Raw genomic sequence first — 17,326 nt, 5'->3', positions numbered from 1 at the left:
ATGTCGGCTAAACCACTGGTCGTCTCCATCATGGGACCGACCGCATCCGGCAAAACTGCCGCCGCACTGGCTATCGCGGAACGCATCCCGGCAGAAATCATCTCCGTCGACTCCGCACTCGTTTATCGCGAGATGGACATAGGCACGGCCAAACCCACCCCAGAAGAACTAGCGCAAGTACCGCACCACCTGATCGACATCCTCGATCCACTGGAATCGTACTCCGTCATGCAATTCCGCCAGGATGCGATACGCCTCGCCGCAGAAATCCATGCACGCGGCAAGCTGCCCCTGCTGGTCGGCGGCACCATGCTCTACTTCAAAGGTTTGAAAGACGGACTGGACGCATTGCCACAAGCGGATGCTGCACTACGCGCAGAGCTGGATGCAGAAGCGGCAGCAATCGGCTCGCCGGCGATGCACGCCAAACTGGCCGCGCTTGACCCCGTCACTGCCGAGCGCCTGAAACCAAACGACTCGCAACGCATACAGCGCGCACTGGAAATCATTGCCCTCACCGGTCAGCCTATGTCGGCCTTGCTGGCGCAGGCACCGAAAACGGAACTGCCGTTTACGCTGTTGCCGATCGCACTGGAACCATCGGATCGCAGCGTGCTGCATACCCGCATCGCCACGCGCTTCGACGCCATGCTGAAAGGCGGCGCGCTGCTGGATGAAGTCAAAGCACTGCGCGCACGGGGCGACCTGCATCTGGGCCTGCCGTCCATGCGCTGCGTAGGCTATCGCCAGAGCTGGGAATATCTGGATGGCGCTTACGGCCTGGCAGAATTGCGCGAGCGCGGCATCGCTGCCACCCGTCAACTGGCGAAACGCCAGCTCACCTGGCTGCGCTCCATGGACGACCGGTACGTCATCGATTGCCTCGCGCCCAATGCGGCTAGCAGCATCCTGCAACAAATAGAAACGGCGCAAAATCAAGGCTGATTGCAAATTCCACAATATTTTTATCGAATATTCAGCAAGTAATGGAATTTGGATATTGACAGGGAATGCCAAAAACGCGATAATTTTCGGCTATCTGGTGATATAGCTCAGTTGGTTAGAGCACAGCACTCATAATGCTGGGGTCGGTGGTTCAAGTCCACCTATCACCACCAAGAACATGTTTCGGGAGCAATCCTGAACTTTACAAAAACCCGCTTTCAGCCTCGGCCGAAGCGGGTTTTTTGTTGCTTGCGAATGTTGATTCGTCTTACTTCGTCTGCACTTGCGGTTTGCGCATATACGTTTCCAGCAATTCAAATATCGCCATACCCAGCACCATCGCCGTCACGAAGATAACCGTTTTACTATGGCCGATGACGAGCGAGGCTAAGGCCGGGCCCGGACAATAACCAGCCAGCCCCCAGCCGACACCAAATGCCAGGCCACCGAATACCAGCCGCTTGTCTATCTGCTTCGCTTGCGGCAAACGCAAAGGCTCACCCAGTAAAGTCTTGCTACGTTTCGCAGCTGCGCTAAAAGCGATCAGGCCAACGCAGATCGCACCACCCATCACAAAAGCCAGCGACGGATCCCACTTCCCGCCCAGATCAAGAAAACCGATGACCTTGGCCGGATTAGCCATGCCGGAAATAATCAAACCTATCCCGAAGATCAGGCCAGCCAGTAATGCCATAAAGATTTGCATGACGATGCTCCTAGGCGATCAGGTGACGCACGATGTACACGGTCAGGAATCCTGCCGCCATGAAAGCCAACGTTGCAACCAGCGAACGCAGCGACAGGCGCGATAAACCGCATACACCATGACCGCTGGTACAACCCGCACCGTAGCGCGTCCCCAGCCCGACCAGCAAACCTGCGATTACCAGCGTCACATTACTGGCTTCTATCGTCACCTCCGGCAAAGGGCGAAACAGGGCAAACACCAAAGGCGAGATCATCAGGCCCAGCAAGAACGCAATGCGCCACAGCACGTCGCCTTTCACTGGTCGCAACAAGCCGCCGAGTATGCCGCTGATACCAGCGATCTTGCCGTTGAAGAGTATAAACAGGGCCGCCGCCAGTCCGATCAGCAAGCCGCCAGCCAGCGCATGCCACGGCGTGAAATGCATCCAGTCTATCGTCATGATTTTTTCCTCTTCGCAGGTGCGCAGTACTGTTGGTACAAGACTTCAATCACGGCCATCGCTTCTTTGCTGGCCATGCTGTAATAGATTTGCTTGCCTTCGCGCCGCGTATGCACCAGTTGCTCTTCACGCAGTACAGTCAACTGCTGTGACAAAGTCGGCTGCCGTATTTCAGTCGCCTCTTCCAGTTCGCTGACGCAGTACTCGCCCTCGGCCAACTGGCACATTAATAACAATCTATCCCGGTTGGATAAAGTCTTGAGCAAGCCGCAGGCTTTAGCCGCGGCTTGCTGCAAGGCATCCAGATCCACACTTTCCGTTGCACTCATACACACTCTTTTAAGCATCGAACAATATGCAATATTTTAATATATATTTATATATATTATTAAGGAAAAATAAAGCAGCCCGGATATACAGGCTGCTTACGCTCATAGACTTGATCAATTACGGTGGCACGCATTCTTGTACTCCGCGTTTCACTACCTTGCCCGCCTTCTTCGCTGCCGCTATTTTTTTGGCGGAAGCATCAAACGCATTATCCAGATACCCACCATAGACACCTGCAATATCGCCACCGATGATGGGCGGTGCCAGCATGCAGCCGCTGGCATCGACGAAGATCACCGTAGGTGCTGCGATCACCTTGTATTTCTGCGCGATGCTGCGCGGGCTGGCGCTGCCGCGATCAAAATTCTGCACGCTTTGTGCACTCGCCATATCAACTTCACGGATGATGGGTCGATCCTTAACTTTGCTATCCCTTAGCAATGGATGCAAATAGTTATTCCGCACCACATGACAGAACGGACAGCCCGGCAAGGAGAAAAAGAGTATGACAGGCTTGCCTTCACGCTCGGCCTGCGCGCCGTCACGCGCCAGGTCGCTCACCATGGGAATCGCGGCCGCCTTATTGTCTGCAAGAGCAGGCACACTGAACACCAGGCACAGCAAACAAAGAAGCAATGATTTCATACGCTACTCAATCCTGCTGCGCGAATTTGGCAATGTCGTCGAAGTCTTCGTCAAAGATTTCACCAACATCAACCCGCCGCAGCATGCCGCGCTTGTCGAATACATAGTTAATCGGCAAACCCTGGCGTTTGCCTAACACGCGTTCGAGAGCGACAAAGTCCGTAGTGACAGGATGCGTGAGCTGGTACTTGCGTACCCACTGCTGCGCTTTCTCTTTCTGCTGAGGATCTTTGGTTTCGATGTTGACGCCAATGACGATCAACTTGTCCGTATTCTTGCTATACAGCTTTTGCAATTTCGGTGCCTCGTTTGCACAGAACGGGCAATAGGACGCGAAGTAACTGATGACGATGACCTTGCCGCGCAAGCTGGCCGGATTGATGGTCTTGCCGTCCAGCGTCGTCAGTGTCGGCAATACCGGCGTGTCGCCTGGCCGCACATCGGCTGCGCACACCGATCCGGACACGGCCACGCATGCCAAAAATAGCAAACGAGATACGGCGAGGGACAGGCGCTTCATCATGCTACTCACCTAAGGAAGCAGGCTACGCGCAATGGCGCGCAGCGAATTTCAATACTTGGGGAAATACAATTTGCTCTTGTCCAGCTTATAACTCCACGGCAGCCCGGCATTCTTCCAGCCATTCACTGCGCGCTGACCTGCCTGCGGCCCGCTCTTTGCCAGGTCACCTTCAAAACCGTCAACGACCGAATACACCTTGGTGTAACCAAGATCGGTCAGCAAGTTGGCCGCACGCGAGCTGCGGTCACCGGAACGACAGATCAGGATCACGGTATCGTTTTTACCGAGTCCTGCTGCGGTCATACGTCGCGCCAGTTCCGGCCCGAAGTCGCTATTCACGTCCAGCTTGAAACGTCCATTCTTGTCATCCCACGGCGCGTCATCCGGATGCTCTACATAAGGTATGCTGGCATCGACTATGGTCGGCATGCCAACGTAGGTGATTTCACCACGCGTACGCACGTCAACAAAATAAGCCTTGTCAGCCAGCTTTTGCTTAAGTGCGTAAGCTTCCTTTGCATCCAGATACAGCCCTGCCTTGGTCTGCTTGATATCCGGCACTTGCGTCGCATCGTAAGCCCAGGCAAACACACAAGTCACACCCAGTATCAAACCAGCAATCAACTTTTTCATCTTGAATCAACCTCAAGCAATTTAATTCGCGATCCCCGGATTGCCATCCATGCCGACGATACGCGGTGTATTCAGTTTGCGTGGTGTGACGACCTTGTTGGTACGCAACCACTGCGCCACCACATCCCACACCGGTTCGCCGGACGCACCTTCTGCGACTGGCGCCCAACCCGCAACCTTGTAGGTCTTGCTGGCGTCGATCAGCTTGCCGTCCAGACGCATGTCCTGGATGCGTGCACCCATTTTTTCTTTCGGCGCTATCGTGTAGCTCATGCCACCGACGCGCACCATGTCACCGCCTTGCTGGTAGTAAGGATCAGGATTGAACAGGTTGTCAGCCACGTCTTCCAATATGGTTTTGATGGTTGCACCGCTCATGTCGGTCAGTGTGCTATACGAGTAAGTCGTCGCGGTCTGGTCCATCAGGTGCTCCATCAGGATAGGACTGTCCGGCAACAGCGAAGTGCCCCAGCGGAAGCCGGGAGAGAACGCGATGTCCGCACCTTTGACATCCATCAGCGCATCAACGATGAGCTGATCGAAGGTGCCGTTGAAATTGCCGCGACGGTACAAAGTACCTTCCGTCATCGCCAGACGTTCGTTCAGCTTGGATTCATACGGTGCACGTATCTTGGTGATCAATGCATCCATCTCCTTGTCCGCCGGCAGGAAGTTGGAGAACGCCGGCAACAAGCGGTATTTATAGCCTTGTACTTTTCCGCCGCGCACATCGAAGTCGAGTACTCCAAGGAATTTGCTATTACTACCGGCGTTGGTGACCAGTGTCTTACCACCCGGATTGCTGACGATGACCGGCGCTGGCATACCATCGTGCGTATGGCCGCCCATGATGGCGTCTATGCCGCGTACCCGCGACGCCATTTTCAGATCGACGTCCATACCATTGTGCGAGAGCACGACTACAACTTTCGCACCTTTGCTACGCGCTTCGTCGACCATCTTTTGCATATTCTCTTCCTGGATACCGAAGCTCCATTCCGGCACCAGATAGCGTGGGTTGGCGATAGGTGTGTACGGGAAAGCCTGGCCGATGACGGCGATTTGCACGCCATTCATTTCCTTCAGCACATATGGCGGGAATACCGGGTCACCGAAGTCGGTGGTCTTGATGTTTTGCGCAACGAAATCGACTTTGCCTTTGAAGTCTTTCTCAACAATTTCCTTCACGCGTTTGTCGCCCAGCGTCATTTCCCAGTGCGCGGTCATCACATCCACGCCCAATGCCAGGCACGCGTCGACCATGTCCTGGCCATTAGTCCACAACGCAGTCGCCGAGCCTTGCCAGGTATCGCCGCCATCCAGCAGCAATGCGCCAGGACGGCTGGCTTTCATACGTTTGACCAGTGTAGACAAATGCGCGAAGCCGCCGACCTTGCCGTAGGTTTGTGCTGCTTTTTCAAAATTCAGATAGCTGAAGGCATAGGCTTCCGGCGTATTCGGTTTGACGCCGACTTCCTTGAGTAATTTTTCGCCGACCAGATGTGGCATGCGTCCTACCGCGTCGCCTATGCCCAGATTGACATTCGGTTCGCGGAAGTAGATAGGTTTCAATTGCGCATGGCAATCGGTGAAGTGCAGGAAATGGACATTGCCGAAACGCGGCACGTCATACAGTTTGCTGGCGGAGGGTGCAGCCAGCGCGCCTTTGGAATCCAGCAACATACCGCCTGCAGCTGCGATACCCATGACCTGAATGAACTCACGACGATTCAAACCCATTTTTTCCTCTGATTATTCGGTAGACGACCTCGCCATGCCTGCACGTGCAAGCGATGCGATAAGGTGACAGCAATCAAAGCGCAGCATGTGACACTGCGCCTTGATTGCCCGGTTGCTTACTTGTTGACGGGCGAAGCCGGATCCAGCAACAAGGCCATGACATCCTTGATTTGCTTCTCTTGCAGGATGCCGTTATGACCGAAGCGTGGCATGTTGGAGCAAGCAGTGAAGGCCTGGGCGTTGTAGATTTTGGCCCAGGTGTACTTCAGCATGTCTTCGCTCTGGCCACGTATCTTCCCGTACTGATAGAGGGAAGGACCGATATTGCCGAATGAAATTTCTGCCTTGCCGATCTGGTGACAGGCGTAACAGTTGCCACCATTGACACTACCGACCGCATCCGACGATTGCATGCCGCGACCGTTCTGGGCAATCTTCTCGCCTTCTTTCCAGTCACCCAGGTACTTGCCGTCAGCCGGATACTTCACCAGCTTCAGTTGCGAAGCTTCCAGCGCTGCGGCCTTGTCCTTCGGCACATCGGTTGGATATTCACTACACAGTTGCTGCGCCTCATCCTGGTTCAGCAAACGCTCCATGGTGGCCGGACCTTTGGATTTAAAGTCGGCTTTCAGCATGGCTATCGTCTCTTTGCCATAGTCCGTATCTGCCGCCACCGTCGCACAACCGGCTATGGTGACGACGGACGCTATCATGATACCTATTCTTTTTTTCATATCGCCTCCCTATCGTTTCAGCGCGGGGCCGTTATAGACACCACCATCTGCACTCTTGGCCAGGAACATCGTCACGGCAGTGATGACGTCAGAGCCGTACAGCGGTTCCGGGAAGCGTTGCTGACGGAAGCAATCGTTGAGGCGATGCTGCATGGTGCGCACTTCGCCTTGCGATACGCGATAAGCAGGCCAGGTGCCATACGCAGCCTGGGCATTGCTCTTGTTCAGCAAGTTGGGGAGGTCCTGCAAACGGATGCGTTGATTGTCAACGGCGTGACAAGTCGCGCAGGCAAAGTCATGCGAACCGGCGCGATAGAAGAAAATCTTCTTGCCGATTTCATAGGCCCGCTTTTCTTCCGGATGCGCAGTCGACACCGACATCTTCATGCCGCGCGATTCGGACGTGATGTAGGCCACCATCGGTTCAATATCGGACGGTTTCCCGGCTGAACCGAATGGCACCTTCACCGCCTGTTCACGCGTCAAGCCCTGCAGGTTCATACGGCAATAGATCAGCCGCTGCTCCAGGTCCATGACCTTATTGACGTCCTTGAAGTAACGCGGCAATTCAGCATAAGCGCCTTTTACCACGCCAGCGCCCTTGCCCAGATCGCATTGTTCCAGGCTGACATTTTTCGGACCGGCTTTGGTGCGCCATAGTTCTTCACCGCGCATTTCCCATAACTCAGCGGGATTACCGTCAGCCAGCAGCTGGCGATACTTGGCAATCTCATCTGTAGTCGATTGCGCCATTACAGATGCAGTTGCGCTGATCGCGACCGCTGCAAATAGATACAAGCTTCTCTGTCTCATTACGCCCTCCTCAAATTTAAGTGGATGCGGTCTGATGCCACATTCGTATCACTTGGGTACTTCTGCTCCCGTTTGCTTAATTAGCTTCAGGAAACTGCTGCTTCATCGGTACGGCTGTCCCCCGTGTTATCGGTCCAGCTGATGGTGATCTTGTCACCTTTGGCACCGCCCTTGAACTTGAACGACAAGAACGGATCTTTTGAAATCGACGTACCCATCAACATATCGAGCACAACCTTGTCATTGCATTTTGCGGTCAGTGTCTGGATGAAGTGCGCCGGTACGGCTTTGGCGGAAGCATCTTTGCGCTGGCCGGTTTCCATATCGTGACGCATCAGGACTTTGACTTCTACGACGTCGCCAGTTGCATTGGCGCGTATGCGCATCGGATTTCCCATGATATTTCCCTCAAAAATTGGTGTGGATAACTAGCAGGCGTAATTAACCGCCGCAACCGCCGAGAGTGACCTTGATCTCTTTACTGGCGATCAGCCACTTACCATTTGCCTTGACCAGTGCATGCACGTTCGAGGTACCGCCCATCTTGACGCGGGTACTAACGTTGGCTTCCGTGCCGGCTGGCAGGGTCATGGTGGCGGACAGTGGTGTCGGGTTTTTCTCCACCAGGATGGCCATGAATTCCGTGTTCGGCACATTGCTCGATACCGAGACTGGAACGACTGCACCGTTTTCTGCGATATCAGGACCGTTGACTGCGATATCGGTGCTGATTGCCGCTTTGTCCGCACCCAGTGCAGCCAATGCTTCCTGCAGCGATTTAGCATCGAAGCCGCTGGATTTCCAATCAGCAGCAAGTACGTCCGTAGGCTTCAATATGCCGGCTGAAATAGCCAATCCGAGTACCGTTGCTATGCGCAACGCGTCACGTCGTTTCTGATTCATTAGATTCTCCTCTTGAAAAATTGATGCCATCGCGAGATGGCACGCCTGCCACTTACTTCACTTGCGCCAGTGCTTTGGTCAAACGATCCTTGTTCATGACAAAGCTCTTCGAGAGTTTGTCGGCTTCAGCTTTTGCTGCATCCAGGTTGCCCGCTTTACCGACCTGAATCACACCAGCCATGCCCATGGTTTTATGTGGATCACAAACATAAACATACACGCCCTCTTGCGTCAGCGACACAACAATTTCTTCATCCATCTTGCCTTTCCATTCCTTGGCACCGGCAGGTACCAGGACGGATGCGCTGTTGTGCGCTGCATCAGTTTTGATGAATTTAACGGTGTCGCCTTTTTCAGCTTTCAGGAAGGTAGGCTCGAATGACATCATGCCGTCTTTGCCGTTATTTACCATCTTCACCTGATGCTCGGCAGCCGACACGCTCAATGAAAATAATGCCAGGGTCACAGCGCTTACCAGTTTGTACATTTACATCTCCTCGTTTTAGTTTTGATTAATACACCTACTTACTACACATCCTGCCAACCATCTTTTCCTGCAGTTTTTTGTTGCTACATTTACTTGGCTCCGCCCAGTATCCAGCCCACCAGGGTCTTGATGTCTTCATCCTTGACATGGGCCTGGGCTGGCATGGGGATAGGGCCCCATGCACCGGTGCTGCCGTTCTTAATCTTGGTGGTCAGCGCGGCCGATGCAGCTGCATCGCCTTTGTATTTGGCCGCGATCTCATTGAAGCCCGGGCCTATCAATTTGCTGCTGACACCGTGACAGGCTACGCACGCATATTGCTTGGCCAAGGCCAGGCCATCTGCCTTGGCAGACGCTGCTGGCTTGGCCGGTGCTGCCATCGCCAGTTTTTGATCAGCTGTGATCGCAGAGATCGGTTTGGTCGACGCAGGCTTGGTAGTATCTACGCCGCGCACTTCACCGAAGGTACGGTTTTGCAGCTGGATATTGCCATGTGCATTGCGTGATGGTTCCGGCAAGGTGGAACGCAAATCCGTACTGACTTTGCAATCCTTCATGCAGGCCACGCTTTTCACATCAGGCTTGCCTTTGATATCCCACATACCATGGTTGCGTGTCATGCCATTCCGGTTCGGCATCAGCTGCTGCACTTCGGCGATGTTCTTGTCTGACAGCGTGAAATCGTCGGGCAGGATTTCAGCCATGTTCAGGATGTATGCTGTCACCGCGTAGACTTCTTCCGTCGTCAGCGACTTCGGCGCAGTCCATGGCATCGCGCGATTGATGTAGTCCCACAAAGTCGACACCGTCGGCACTTTCATGATGGTGGTGCGTTGCGGTTGCTTGTTGTTGGACAATGCAGCGACATGACCAGTCTTGATGTCTTCCTTGGTAGTGCCGCCGACGATAGGCGTAAACACTTCATTCGATTCACCGAAGGTGCCGTGACAGGAAGCGCACTTGCCTTCCCACACCGCCATGCCTTTGGCGACCGTACCGGAACCGGGCGGCAGGCCTTTGAAGTCTGGACGCACATCGATGTCCCAGGCTGCAATTTCCTTCGCAGTCGCAGGACGACCAATATTTGTATAGGCAGCCTGTGCCAGCGCCATCGTGCTACTCGTCGCCAGCAACAGGGCGACGACAGTTTTAGTAAACCTGTACATTCGACACCTCTCCTGATTCCGAGACTTTCCACGATTGGATTGCGTTGTTGTGATAGATGGAGCGCGTACCGCGCACGGCACGCAGTTCGTTGATCTTCGGTTGTACATAACCGGTTTCATCTATCGCACGTGATTGCAATACGACTGGTGAGCCATCCCAAACCCAGTTGATATTAAAACGTGTCAGGCACTTGGTATTGACCGGGCCTTCCAGTCTCGCGGTGCGCCAGTTGCGTCCGCCATCGACGGAGACGTCGACGCGCTTGATCTTGCCGCGCCCCGACCATGCAAGACCGGTAATGTTGTAGAAGCCTTTATCCAGCAGCATTTGGCCTGCCGACGGTGTGGTGATCACCGATTTGCATTCCTGTATCGAGGTGTACTGACGGTACATGCCGTCCGGCATGGAGTCGATGTAGTGGATCGCCTCATCCTTGGTGCCGTATTCCTTGTCACCGACTTCGATGCGACGCAACCACTTGACCCAGGACACGCCCTGCACGCCAGGGACTACCAGGCGCAGCGGATAACCGTTTTCCGGACGCAGCATTTCGCCGTTCATGCCCCATGCGACGATGACATCGTCGAGTGCTCTATCCATGCTGATAGTACGTGTCATGCTTGATCCATCCGCACCTTCGGCGAGGATGAATTTGCCGTTCTTTTTGTCGTAGCCGCAATCTTCCAGCAGCACCGAGAGCGGTACGCCTGTGAATTCGCAGCAGCTCAACATGCCATGCGAGTATTGCACGGTAGGCACCGCGACATTGCCCCACTCCATCGCTGTATTCGCACCGCACTCGATGAAGTGCATGCGCGATACCGAAGGCAGGCGCATCAAGTCATCCATCGTGTAGACCTTGGGATTCTTGACCAGGCCATTGATCATGAAGCGATGCTTGCTCGGATCGATGTCGTGCCATCCCTGATGATGCCGCTCGAAATGCAGACCACTCGGCGTGATGATGCCAAACAGGCCTTGCAGCGGCGCGAATGAAACCGATGCCGCAGATACGCGTGTCAATCCCGGCGACTCGCGACGCAGGAGATTGGTTTCATATTTGGAAGGAACCCCGTAACCATTAGTCGCGACGGCCTGGCCGAGCGTGGTGGAATGTTCGGGGAGATTCAATATATTCGGGTCGCCATCACCGCTCACGCCGCCCTGTGCAAACGTGACACCGCTTGCCATGGCCGCACTCGCTGCGAGAAAACTTTTACGCAGGAAGCCCCTGCGCTCTTCACTCAAGCCATTTGCTGTAATTTCCTGGGCCACTACCGGGTCCAGGAAATTTTCAGGCGCGCGCAGCAAGCGGCCTGCCTTAATTGCATCCTTAGTCATCCGTTGTCTCCTACGGCAATTTTGTTTAATTATGTGCCTATATAACTATATGCGCATATACGGATAATATGCACCGTTTTTTTATTTTTTATTTTTATCTGCTGGCGACGCGTCGCTTAGGCGCCACGACTGGCAGTTGCACTACCGGCGATGGCATGCCTATTTGCGCCGCTACACGTCCGCATACTGCTTTGCACAAATCTACTGTCTTTTCATCATCGACACGGTAGTAAACCTGCGTGCCTTCCTTGCGACGCGCAAGGATTTTTGCGCGGTACAGCATGTTGATCTGGCGCGAAACATTCGCCTGTGTCGACTCGACTTCATTGACGATATCACCTACCGAGCGCTCACCGTTACAGACCGCGTAGAGGATTTTCAGGCGCGTGGGTTCACACAGCAAAGAAAAGTAATTCGCTACTTCTTCGAAGAGCTCACTCATGTCTTCTTTGTTGAAATTTTTATCCACAACACACGTCCACTAATTTGGTTAATTTATCTGTACACCCTAATCCATAAACAGGATCAGGTACTACGGTTTGATGTAAGCGTAGCCTTCTTGTATCTGCAGGCGCGCTACTTCTGCCACGCCTGACGGAACGATCTTGGCTTCCGGTATGACTTGTTTCTTGTCTATCTTGCGCGTTTCCAGCGTGTTATTACAAATGCGGAATTCCACATGATCGCGATCCGTCAATTCCTGCACGGCGATGTCATACGGATTACCGTTTTTATTCTTCGCGCCTTCCAGCAGGAAGTCTATGCCTGCACCATGCGCGACCACCACAATCTTGGCTTTCGGGCTGGCGTTCAGGTGATTACGGATGTTATTCAATGCCTGGGTCGCAATTGCACTATCGGTGATGTGATACACCACTTTCTCTTCACGGTCAGCCGCATTGGCAACCGCCGTACCGAGCACTGCGCAGAACAGCAGCAGGAATGTTGTACGTATCAGTTTCATCATCATCTCCTTTTATATACTGCTTAGGCCGGTAGCAGACTAACGCTTTTCCAGGCTTTCTTTTTCCATCAATATGTAGGTGCCATACGCATTTAAACGATTCGCCTGTTCAAATGCAGGATACTTCGCAAACCTGGCCCAGTCTACTTTTGCATAGGCTTCTTCAAACGGCACCATATCGGCGACCGCCTCACCCATTTTCTGACGCAGGAAGATCAGGTAATCACGCGTCAACTGCATGTCCTGCATGGGTTGCGTAGACATTTTGCCATGACCAGGCACCACCAGCGCAGGCTTCATTTCCAGCATGCGGTCCAGTGCTTCCAGCCACACCTTGCTATTCGCTTCGCCGACAAAAGGTATGCGTCCGGTAAAGAACAGGTCGCCGGCAAACAGGACTTTGTCTTCCTCCACATACAACATGATGTCTTCGGCCGAATGCGCTCCGCTGGAATCGATGATGCGGAAATGCATGCCACCCATTTCAAACGGCATGACCTTGCCATCCTTGAAATCCAGCCAGCGATCAGCCGGTATCAATTGTGTTTTTTCATTGACCCATGGTGCGAGGTCGGTACGGCGTTGCTTTAGTCGCTCCTGCGTCAGGTCGGAATTGAGCGCAGCACGACCGTTTTCATGCGCCCATACTTCGGCGCCTTGCGCCTTGAATGCCTGCAAGCCATAGAAATGATCTGCATGGTAGTGACTGATAATGACACGCTTGACCGGCAGCGGCGTAATGCGCTTGATGGCCTTGAGCATCGCATTGCCCAGCACCGGCGTCGCCAGTGCATCAAATACAACAACACCATCCTTGGTAACGACAAAGCCAGCGTTCGACATGAAGCCTTTGTTGGCGACACTGGCCATGCCAGCCGTACCCTGGAAGTAGTACACATGTGGGGAAATCTTGATAGGCCGCAGCGTGATGTCATCTGCCGCAACCGCTGTACGCACACCGAATAGCGCCAACGCAAGCAACAGCAAGCCGCACATCCTGTGGTAAGCCAACATATCGTCTCCTCGGTGTTGTCTGGTCAGCATGGTACTGCCTGGCAATCAAACTTAATTATATAGTTATATACGCAAATACTACCAAAGCAAATCCGGTTCGCATAGCGTTGTTCAGAATTCGCCCAACGCCCCGCGCTCCATCATTTTCCACATGGTGTCGCGCACTTGCATGACAGATTTGCGTAGTTCGGGCGGCAACTTGCGCCCCATTTTGATCAACATATCCATATTCAGCGCATAGATCCACAAACCGTCATCCTTCTCGACCACGGTCAGGCGGCACGGCATATAGGCCGCCATATGCGGACTGAAGTCGACCATTTGGCGCGCTATCATGGGACTACAGTAGGAATATACCTTGAGGAATTTCTCTGGCTTGCCGCTACGCAGCGACAGCTCTTTGGACAAATGGAATTCGCCGACGGATTTGATATTGTCTTCCGCAGCAACACTGGTAAACGCCTGCTCCACTTCGGCTATCGTCACGCCATCCTTGACCTTGCGTTCCCAGGTCGTGGCGGCGGCGATATCACCGTCCGCATCCACCCAGCGGCTCCAGACGTTCATCGCTTCCGCACCTGCGCCATCTTCCGTGTTGTTGATGGCGCGCAGGGTGCCGCACGCAGTCAGGCTGGCGAGGATGGCGCAGAGCGGCAGGAGCTTGATCCAGTAATTTATTTTCATTACAACTATATGACTAAAGGTAGGCGCTGACCCGCTGCAAATCGGCTATGCGAATTTCGCATTTCGGTTCAGCAGCCGTACTATACCGCGCCCTGCCGCCAGACCCTATCAGGAAATACAACAGTCTTACTGACTAAGTCCGCGCGCGTCTATCTCCCATATGCATTCAACCACATCACGCCGATAGCCTACGTATTGCTGATACAAGTTGGCGGTCGGATCACAATGTCCGGGTATGAGATAGACCCTGCTGCCGAGATAATCCTGTGTATCACCGGCGGCAATTTGCAGGATGCCATGTTCGTCATTCGCTGCCTTGTATTGCAAATGGCCGCCATGATCGCCAGGTCGCAGCACTGGCAAACCAGAATCCACCGCGACGCCCTTGAGTCCTACATCACATACCGCCAGCCCGGGTTTGGCCGTACTCATGACAGTACTCGCGATGTATAAGCTATGCGCCGGTTTCCAGCCACCCAGCCAATCCTTGGAACCGTAATCGCCGTCCATGAATACGTATGAGCCGGGCTGGATTTCAGTGTACACACCGCTGCTCACATCAAATTCCGCAGTACCGGTACCACCGCCGGTGATGACCTCGCACTGGATACCGCGCGCGGCCAGGAATTGTACATACTGCGCGGTCGCATGGGCAGCGTTTGCAGCGGCTTCCTTGCGCTGCTCCCATGTAGACAGATGTTGTATGCCACCGTGATACGCCTGCAATCCGCCAAAGCGCAGACCCGCATAGAGCGCGATCCGGTCAACCAGCGCCGCCAGTGCATCATTGCCTTTTACACCGCAACGTCCCTGACCAATATCCACTTCCGGTAAAACGGTGATCACCACACCGGCCTGTGTCGCTGCCCGCCCCAACGCATCTACCTGCGCCGGATGATCTACACATACGCTGAGCCGGACATAGTTGGCCAGCTCCACTGCCATCGCTACCTTGTCAGCACCGACGAATTCATTGCTGATATGGATGCTCAGCACGCCTTTCGCCACAAACGGATAAGCCTCGCTCATCTTTTGGCAGCACACGCCGACTGCTCCCAGCTCCAGCTGGCGCAAGGCGATTGCGGTCGATTTATGCGCCTTCGCATGCGGTCGCAGCGCCACGCCGTGGCGGCGCGCCAGTTCAGCCATGCGCTGGGTATTCGCATCAAAAGCATCCAGATCAAGTACCAGTGCGGGCGTACTGACCAGGGAAATCGAATCCCCGATACGGGCAAAGGGTGGCGGCTTTAAGGCTGATACGTCTTTCATTAGATGCTCCTGGCTAGATAAATGAATACAAAACAATTACTTAATAGCAATATTTCTGACCAGCGCAGCGCAAGCTGGTACTCAAAATGCCATTCCAGACGCCTGAACGCAATTTTTCTAAAAAAATTTGCTCATCTCGCATCCAGTAATTGACATTTTTTCTCAAATGTATATTGTATTCAATATTCTAAATGCATAGATCGCAAATTTGCGATCCTGTGTTTTCAGGACATGCAGTAGGGCCGAAATGAGAAAAGCGCGTCAGACGCAAGGCATTACGGCTGAAAACGAATTCAGATGCGGGCATCGTTGTGCGCTACTGATGCAGTAGATCGTCAAATAAGGGCTTCAACCCAATTACAGGAGACAACATCATGCAGAAAAACTTCTTACGCCAGCCGATGAAAGTCGGTTTCTTCGTCACCACCATGTGCTGTGCACTCAGCGCTTCCGCATGGGAACCGACCAAGCCAGTGGAACTGGTGGTTCCGTTTAGCGCCGGTGGCGCATCCGACCAGATGGCACGCTCTATCCAGGGCATCATCACCAAGCACAATCTGATGAAGCAACCCATCATCGTGCAAAACAAGGCAGGAGCCAGCGGTGCAGAAGGCTTGCTGGATCTGAAAGCCGCGAAAGGCGATCCCAACAAAATCATCGTTGCTTCATCCTCCATCTACACCACCCCACTCGCTACCAATCTGCCATTCAACTGGCGCGACCTGACACCGATCGCGATGATTGCGCAAGATGCATTCGTACTCTGGACCAATAGCCAGGCTGGCTACAAGACACCGATGGCTTACATCGATGATGTGAAGAAAAAACCAGAAACCTTCAAGATGGGCGGTACCAGCTCCAAGCGCGAAGATCACATGATTACCATGATGATCGAAAAGCAAACCGGCGCGAAATTCCTCTACATCCCATATAAAGGCGGCGGTGAAGCAGCCACGCAGCTGTCCGGCAATCACATCAATTCCGACACAAACAACCCATCCGAATCCGTGTCTCAATGGCGTGCCGGTGAACACACTGCACTCTGCGTGTTCTCCGACAAGCGCATAGGCTATACCGCCAAAGTCACCACGACTATGGCCTGGTCCGACATCCCTACCTGCAAGGAACAAGGTCTGAATGTCAGCTATGAAATGCTGCGCATTTTCATGATGCCAGGCGGCGTCAAACCGGAACAAACCCAGTTCTACGTAGACCTGTTCCAGAAAGTCATCGCCACACCTGAGTGGAAAGCGTATCTGGAAAAGAATGCGCTGAAACCTGAATTCGTGACTGGCGACAAGCTGAATGCATTCCTGCAAAAGGATGAGCAGCTGCATCGCGAAATCATGAAGGACGCAGGCTTCCTCCTCACCAAGTAATTCACCGTCATCACCCTGGCTCAATGACCAACAGCACCCTGTTGCCGTCATTGGGCCACATCACGGACTAACGAATATGAATCCATCAGAAACTTCCGCAGACGAAGAGAGGGAGCACTCTCGCGCTGTGATTACCATCCGTAACGCCGAAATCCTGGTTGCCATTACCCTCGGCGTTGTATCCCTGATTACCATCTGGAGTAACTATCAATTGGGCGCAGGCTGGAGCTCCTACGGCCCCGATGCTGGTTACTTCCCACTACGACTGGGCGTCGTCATCCTGCTGGCCAGCATCGTCGTACTGGTTCACGCCATACGCGACAACGACCAGACTGCCTTCCTTGAAATTGCACAGGCGCGCCTGGTCGCAGTCATCTTGTTGCCATTGATTGTGTTTGTTTTCGCAATTGCCTATCTCGGCATTTATGTTGCGTCTGTCATCTTCATCGCAGCCTTCATGCTCTTCCTCGGCAAGTTCCCTTGGTGGAAAGCCGCCAGTGTCTCCATCATCATGATGCTGGTGTTCTTTTTTGTTTTCGAAATCCAGTTCAAGGTGCCACTGCCCAAGGGTCCGATTGAAAACTGGCTAGGCTTCTGAGGAAAAAAC

At 53.6% G+C, this 17,326-nt stretch carries 22 protein-coding genes and 1 tRNA gene; 4 read left to right on the top strand and 19 right to left on the bottom strand.

What is annotated here, in order from left to right:
* Both miaA and IXC47_RS07800 read left to right on the top strand, forming a co-directional pair.
* Positions 1 to 945 carry a tRNA (adenosine(37)-N6)-dimethylallyltransferase MiaA gene (gene miaA, locus IXC47_RS07805; protein WP_195875188.1) on the top strand — a complete coding sequence of 315 codons (945 nt, stop codon included), beginning with the start codon at positions 1 to 3 and terminating at the stop codon, positions 943 to 945.
* Between the two features lie 96 nt (positions 946 to 1,041).
* Positions 1,042 to 1,118: transfer RNA gene (locus tag IXC47_RS07800), tRNA-Met, on the top strand.
* A 95-nt stretch (positions 1,119 to 1,213) separates the two neighbouring features.
* Here the strand turns inward: IXC47_RS07800 and IXC47_RS07795 are convergent.
* The 19 genes from IXC47_RS07795 to IXC47_RS07705 form a co-directional block, all read right to left on the bottom strand.
* Positions 1,214 to 1,651: a YeeE/YedE family protein gene (locus IXC47_RS07795; RefSeq protein ID WP_175627053.1), complete on the bottom strand. Its 438-nt coding sequence runs from the start codon at positions 1,649 to 1,651 to the stop codon at positions 1,214 to 1,216.
* A 10-nt stretch (positions 1,652 to 1,661) separates the two neighbouring features.
* Positions 1,662 to 2,093 (bottom strand): YeeE/YedE family protein, encoded by a 432-nt coding sequence (locus IXC47_RS07790; protein ID WP_195875187.1) that lies wholly within the window; start codon positions 2,091 to 2,093, stop codon positions 1,662 to 1,664.
* Complete coding sequence (locus tag IXC47_RS07785) at positions 2,090 to 2,422, bottom strand: ArsR/SmtB family transcription factor (RefSeq protein ID WP_175627051.1); 333 nt, start codon at positions 2,420 to 2,422, stop codon at positions 2,090 to 2,092. Before IXC47_RS07785 ends, IXC47_RS07790 begins: the two co-directional genes overlap by 4 nt.
* Before the next feature lie 118 nt (positions 2,423 to 2,540).
* On the bottom strand, positions 2,541 to 3,068 hold the full coding sequence (locus tag IXC47_RS07780; protein ID WP_175627050.1) for a thioredoxin family protein: 528 nt from the start codon (positions 3,066 to 3,068) through the stop codon (positions 2,541 to 2,543).
* 7 nt (positions 3,069 to 3,075) lie between these two features.
* Positions 3,076 to 3,591: a TlpA disulfide reductase family protein gene (locus IXC47_RS07775; RefSeq protein ID WP_195875186.1), complete on the bottom strand. Its 516-nt coding sequence runs from the start codon at positions 3,589 to 3,591 to the stop codon at positions 3,076 to 3,078.
* A gap of 48 nt (positions 3,592 to 3,639) precedes the next feature.
* The gene (locus tag IXC47_RS07770; RefSeq protein WP_195875185.1) at positions 3,640 to 4,224 is read right to left on the bottom strand and encodes a rhodanese-like domain-containing protein; all 585 of its coding nucleotides are present in this window, start codon (positions 4,222 to 4,224) and stop codon (positions 3,640 to 3,642) included.
* A gap of 21 nt (positions 4,225 to 4,245) precedes the next feature.
* Entirely contained in the window at positions 4,246 to 5,964 is a 1,719-nt protein-coding gene (soxB, locus tag IXC47_RS07765; protein ID WP_195875184.1) for a thiosulfohydrolase SoxB, read from the bottom strand.
* A gap of 116 nt (positions 5,965 to 6,080) precedes the next feature.
* Positions 6,081 to 6,677 carry a sulfur oxidation c-type cytochrome SoxX gene (gene soxX / locus IXC47_RS07760; RefSeq protein ID WP_407651090.1) on the bottom strand — a complete coding sequence of 199 codons (597 nt, stop codon included), beginning with the start codon at positions 6,675 to 6,677 and terminating at the stop codon, positions 6,081 to 6,083.
* Positions 6,678 to 6,707: 30 nt separating this feature from the next.
* Complete coding sequence (gene soxA, locus IXC47_RS07755; protein WP_195875182.1) at positions 6,708 to 7,511, bottom strand: sulfur oxidation c-type cytochrome SoxA; 804 nt, start codon at positions 7,509 to 7,511, stop codon at positions 6,708 to 6,710.
* Positions 7,512 to 7,597: 86 nt separating this feature from the next.
* Positions 7,598 to 7,909: a thiosulfate oxidation carrier complex protein SoxZ gene (gene soxZ, locus IXC47_RS07750; RefSeq protein ID WP_195875181.1), complete on the bottom strand. Its 312-nt coding sequence runs from the start codon at positions 7,907 to 7,909 to the stop codon at positions 7,598 to 7,600.
* Positions 7,910 to 7,952: 43 nt separating this feature from the next.
* Positions 7,953 to 8,414, bottom strand: a complete 462-nt coding sequence (soxY, locus tag IXC47_RS07745; protein WP_195875180.1) for a thiosulfate oxidation carrier protein SoxY — start codon at positions 8,412 to 8,414, stop codon at positions 7,953 to 7,955.
* Positions 8,415 to 8,466: 52 nt separating this feature from the next.
* On the bottom strand, positions 8,467 to 8,901 hold the full coding sequence (locus tag IXC47_RS07740; protein WP_124575535.1) for a pseudoazurin: 435 nt from the start codon (positions 8,899 to 8,901) through the stop codon (positions 8,467 to 8,469).
* Positions 8,902 to 8,990: 89 nt separating this feature from the next.
* Positions 8,991 to 10,067 (bottom strand): c-type cytochrome, encoded by a 1,077-nt coding sequence (locus tag IXC47_RS07735; protein ID WP_195875179.1) that lies wholly within the window; start codon positions 10,065 to 10,067, stop codon positions 8,991 to 8,993.
* Positions 10,051 to 11,409 carry a sulfite dehydrogenase gene (gene soxC / locus IXC47_RS07730; RefSeq protein ID WP_175627042.1) on the bottom strand — a complete coding sequence of 453 codons (1,359 nt, stop codon included), beginning with the start codon at positions 11,407 to 11,409 and terminating at the stop codon, positions 10,051 to 10,053. The genes IXC47_RS07735 and soxC overlap by 17 nt, the downstream gene beginning before the upstream one ends.
* A 94-nt stretch (positions 11,410 to 11,503) precedes the next feature.
* On the bottom strand, positions 11,504 to 11,851 hold the full coding sequence (locus tag IXC47_RS07725; RefSeq protein ID WP_124575538.1) for an ArsR/SmtB family transcription factor: 348 nt from the start codon (positions 11,849 to 11,851) through the stop codon (positions 11,504 to 11,506).
* A gap of 90 nt (positions 11,852 to 11,941) precedes the next feature.
* A complete protein-coding gene (locus IXC47_RS07720; RefSeq protein ID WP_175627041.1) occupies positions 11,942 to 12,373 on the bottom strand; it encodes a DsrE family protein in 432 nt (143 codons plus the stop codon).
* 39 nt (positions 12,374 to 12,412) lie between these two features.
* Positions 12,413 to 13,417: an MBL fold metallo-hydrolase gene (locus IXC47_RS07715; protein ID WP_230089445.1), complete on the bottom strand. Its 1,005-nt coding sequence runs from the start codon at positions 13,415 to 13,417 to the stop codon at positions 12,413 to 12,415.
* 81 nt (positions 13,418 to 13,498) lie between these two features.
* Complete coding sequence (locus tag IXC47_RS07710) at positions 13,499 to 14,071, bottom strand: DUF302 domain-containing protein (RefSeq protein ID WP_175627040.1); 573 nt, start codon at positions 14,069 to 14,071, stop codon at positions 13,499 to 13,501.
* Between the two features lie 126 nt (positions 14,072 to 14,197).
* Entirely contained in the window at positions 14,198 to 15,340 is a 1,143-nt protein-coding gene (locus IXC47_RS07705; protein ID WP_195875178.1) for a DSD1 family PLP-dependent enzyme, read from the bottom strand.
* 374 nt (positions 15,341 to 15,714) lie between these two features.
* On the opposite strand from IXC47_RS07705, the gene IXC47_RS07700 reads away from it, so the two are divergent.
* Positions 15,715 to 16,719, top strand: coding sequence for a Bug family tripartite tricarboxylate transporter substrate binding protein (locus tag IXC47_RS07700; protein WP_175627038.1), 1,005 nt, complete (start codon positions 15,715 to 15,717; stop codon positions 16,717 to 16,719).
* Between the two features lie 76 nt (positions 16,720 to 16,795).
* Positions 16,796 to 17,317, top strand: a complete 522-nt coding sequence (locus IXC47_RS07695; RefSeq protein ID WP_175627037.1) for a tripartite tricarboxylate transporter TctB family protein — start codon at positions 16,796 to 16,798, stop codon at positions 17,315 to 17,317.
* The last annotated feature ends 9 nt before the right edge of the window (positions 17,318 to 17,326 follow it).

It is taken from the genome of Herminiimonas contaminans (genome assembly GCF_015645465.1).
GTDB lineage: Bacteria > Pseudomonadota > Gammaproteobacteria > Burkholderiales > Burkholderiaceae_D > Oxalicibacterium > Oxalicibacterium contaminans.
This window is presented reverse-complemented; position numbering and strand designations above follow the sequence as displayed.

Coding starts and splice junctions, on each gene's coding strand:
- IXC47_RS07785 (WP_175627051.1), bottom strand. CDS start 2,422: ATGAGTGCAACGGAAAGTGTGGATCTGGATGCCTTGCAGCAAGCCGCG.
- soxX (WP_407651090.1), bottom strand. CDS start 6,677: ATGATAGCGTCCGTCGTCACCATAGCCGGTTGTGCGACGGTGGCGGCA.
- IXC47_RS07775 (WP_195875186.1), bottom strand. CDS start 3,591: ATGATGAAGCGCCTGTCCCTCGCCGTATCTCGTTTGCTATTTTTGGCA.
- IXC47_RS07720 (WP_175627041.1), bottom strand. CDS start 12,373: ATGAAACTGATACGTACAACATTCCTGCTGCTGTTCTGCGCAGTGCTC.
- IXC47_RS07740 (WP_124575535.1), bottom strand. CDS start 8,901: ATGTACAAACTGGTAAGCGCTGTGACCCTGGCATTATTTTCATTGAGC.
- IXC47_RS07735 (WP_195875179.1), bottom strand. CDS start 10,067: ATGTACAGGTTTACTAAAACTGTCGTCGCCCTGTTGCTGGCGACGAGT.
- IXC47_RS07705 (WP_195875178.1), bottom strand. CDS start 15,340: ATGAAAGACGTATCAGCCTTAAAGCCGCCACCCTTTGCCCGTATCGGG.
- soxY (WP_195875180.1), bottom strand. CDS start 8,414: ATGAATCAGAAACGACGTGACGCGTTGCGCATAGCAACGGTACTCGGA.
- soxA (WP_195875182.1), bottom strand. CDS start 7,511: ATGAGACAGAGAAGCTTGTATCTATTTGCAGCGGTCGCGATCAGCGCA.
- IXC47_RS07770 (WP_195875185.1), bottom strand. CDS start 4,224: ATGAAAAAGTTGATTGCTGGTTTGATACTGGGTGTGACTTGTGTGTTT.
- IXC47_RS07780 (WP_175627050.1), bottom strand. CDS start 3,068: ATGAAATCATTGCTTCTTTGTTTGCTGTGCCTGGTGTTCAGTGTGCCT.
- IXC47_RS07715 (WP_230089445.1), bottom strand. CDS start 13,417: ATGCTGACCAGACAACACCGAGGAGACGATATGTTGGCTTACCACAGG.
- IXC47_RS07700 (WP_175627038.1), top strand. CDS start 15,715: ATGCAGAAAAACTTCTTACGCCAGCCGATGAAAGTCGGTTTCTTCGTC.
- miaA (WP_195875188.1), top strand. CDS start 1: ATGTCGGCTAAACCACTGGTCGTCTCCATCATGGGACCGACCGCATCC.
- soxC (WP_175627042.1), bottom strand. CDS start 11,409: ATGACTAAGGATGCAATTAAGGCAGGCCGCTTGCTGCGCGCGCCTGAA.
- IXC47_RS07790 (WP_195875187.1), bottom strand. CDS start 2,093: ATGACGATAGACTGGATGCATTTCACGCCGTGGCATGCGCTGGCTGGC.
- soxZ (WP_195875181.1), bottom strand. CDS start 7,909: ATGGGAAATCCGATGCGCATACGCGCCAATGCAACTGGCGACGTCGTA.
- IXC47_RS07725 (WP_124575538.1), bottom strand. CDS start 11,851: ATGAGTGAGCTCTTCGAAGAAGTAGCGAATTACTTTTCTTTGCTGTGT.
- IXC47_RS07795 (WP_175627053.1), bottom strand. CDS start 1,651: ATGCAAATCTTTATGGCATTACTGGCTGGCCTGATCTTCGGGATAGGT.
- IXC47_RS07695 (WP_175627037.1), top strand. CDS start 16,796: ATGAATCCATCAGAAACTTCCGCAGACGAAGAGAGGGAGCACTCTCGC.
- IXC47_RS07710 (WP_175627040.1), bottom strand. CDS start 14,071: ATGAAAATAAATTACTGGATCAAGCTCCTGCCGCTCTGCGCCATCCTC.
- soxB (WP_195875184.1), bottom strand. CDS start 5,964: ATGGGTTTGAATCGTCGTGAGTTCATTCAGGTCATGGGTATCGCAGCT.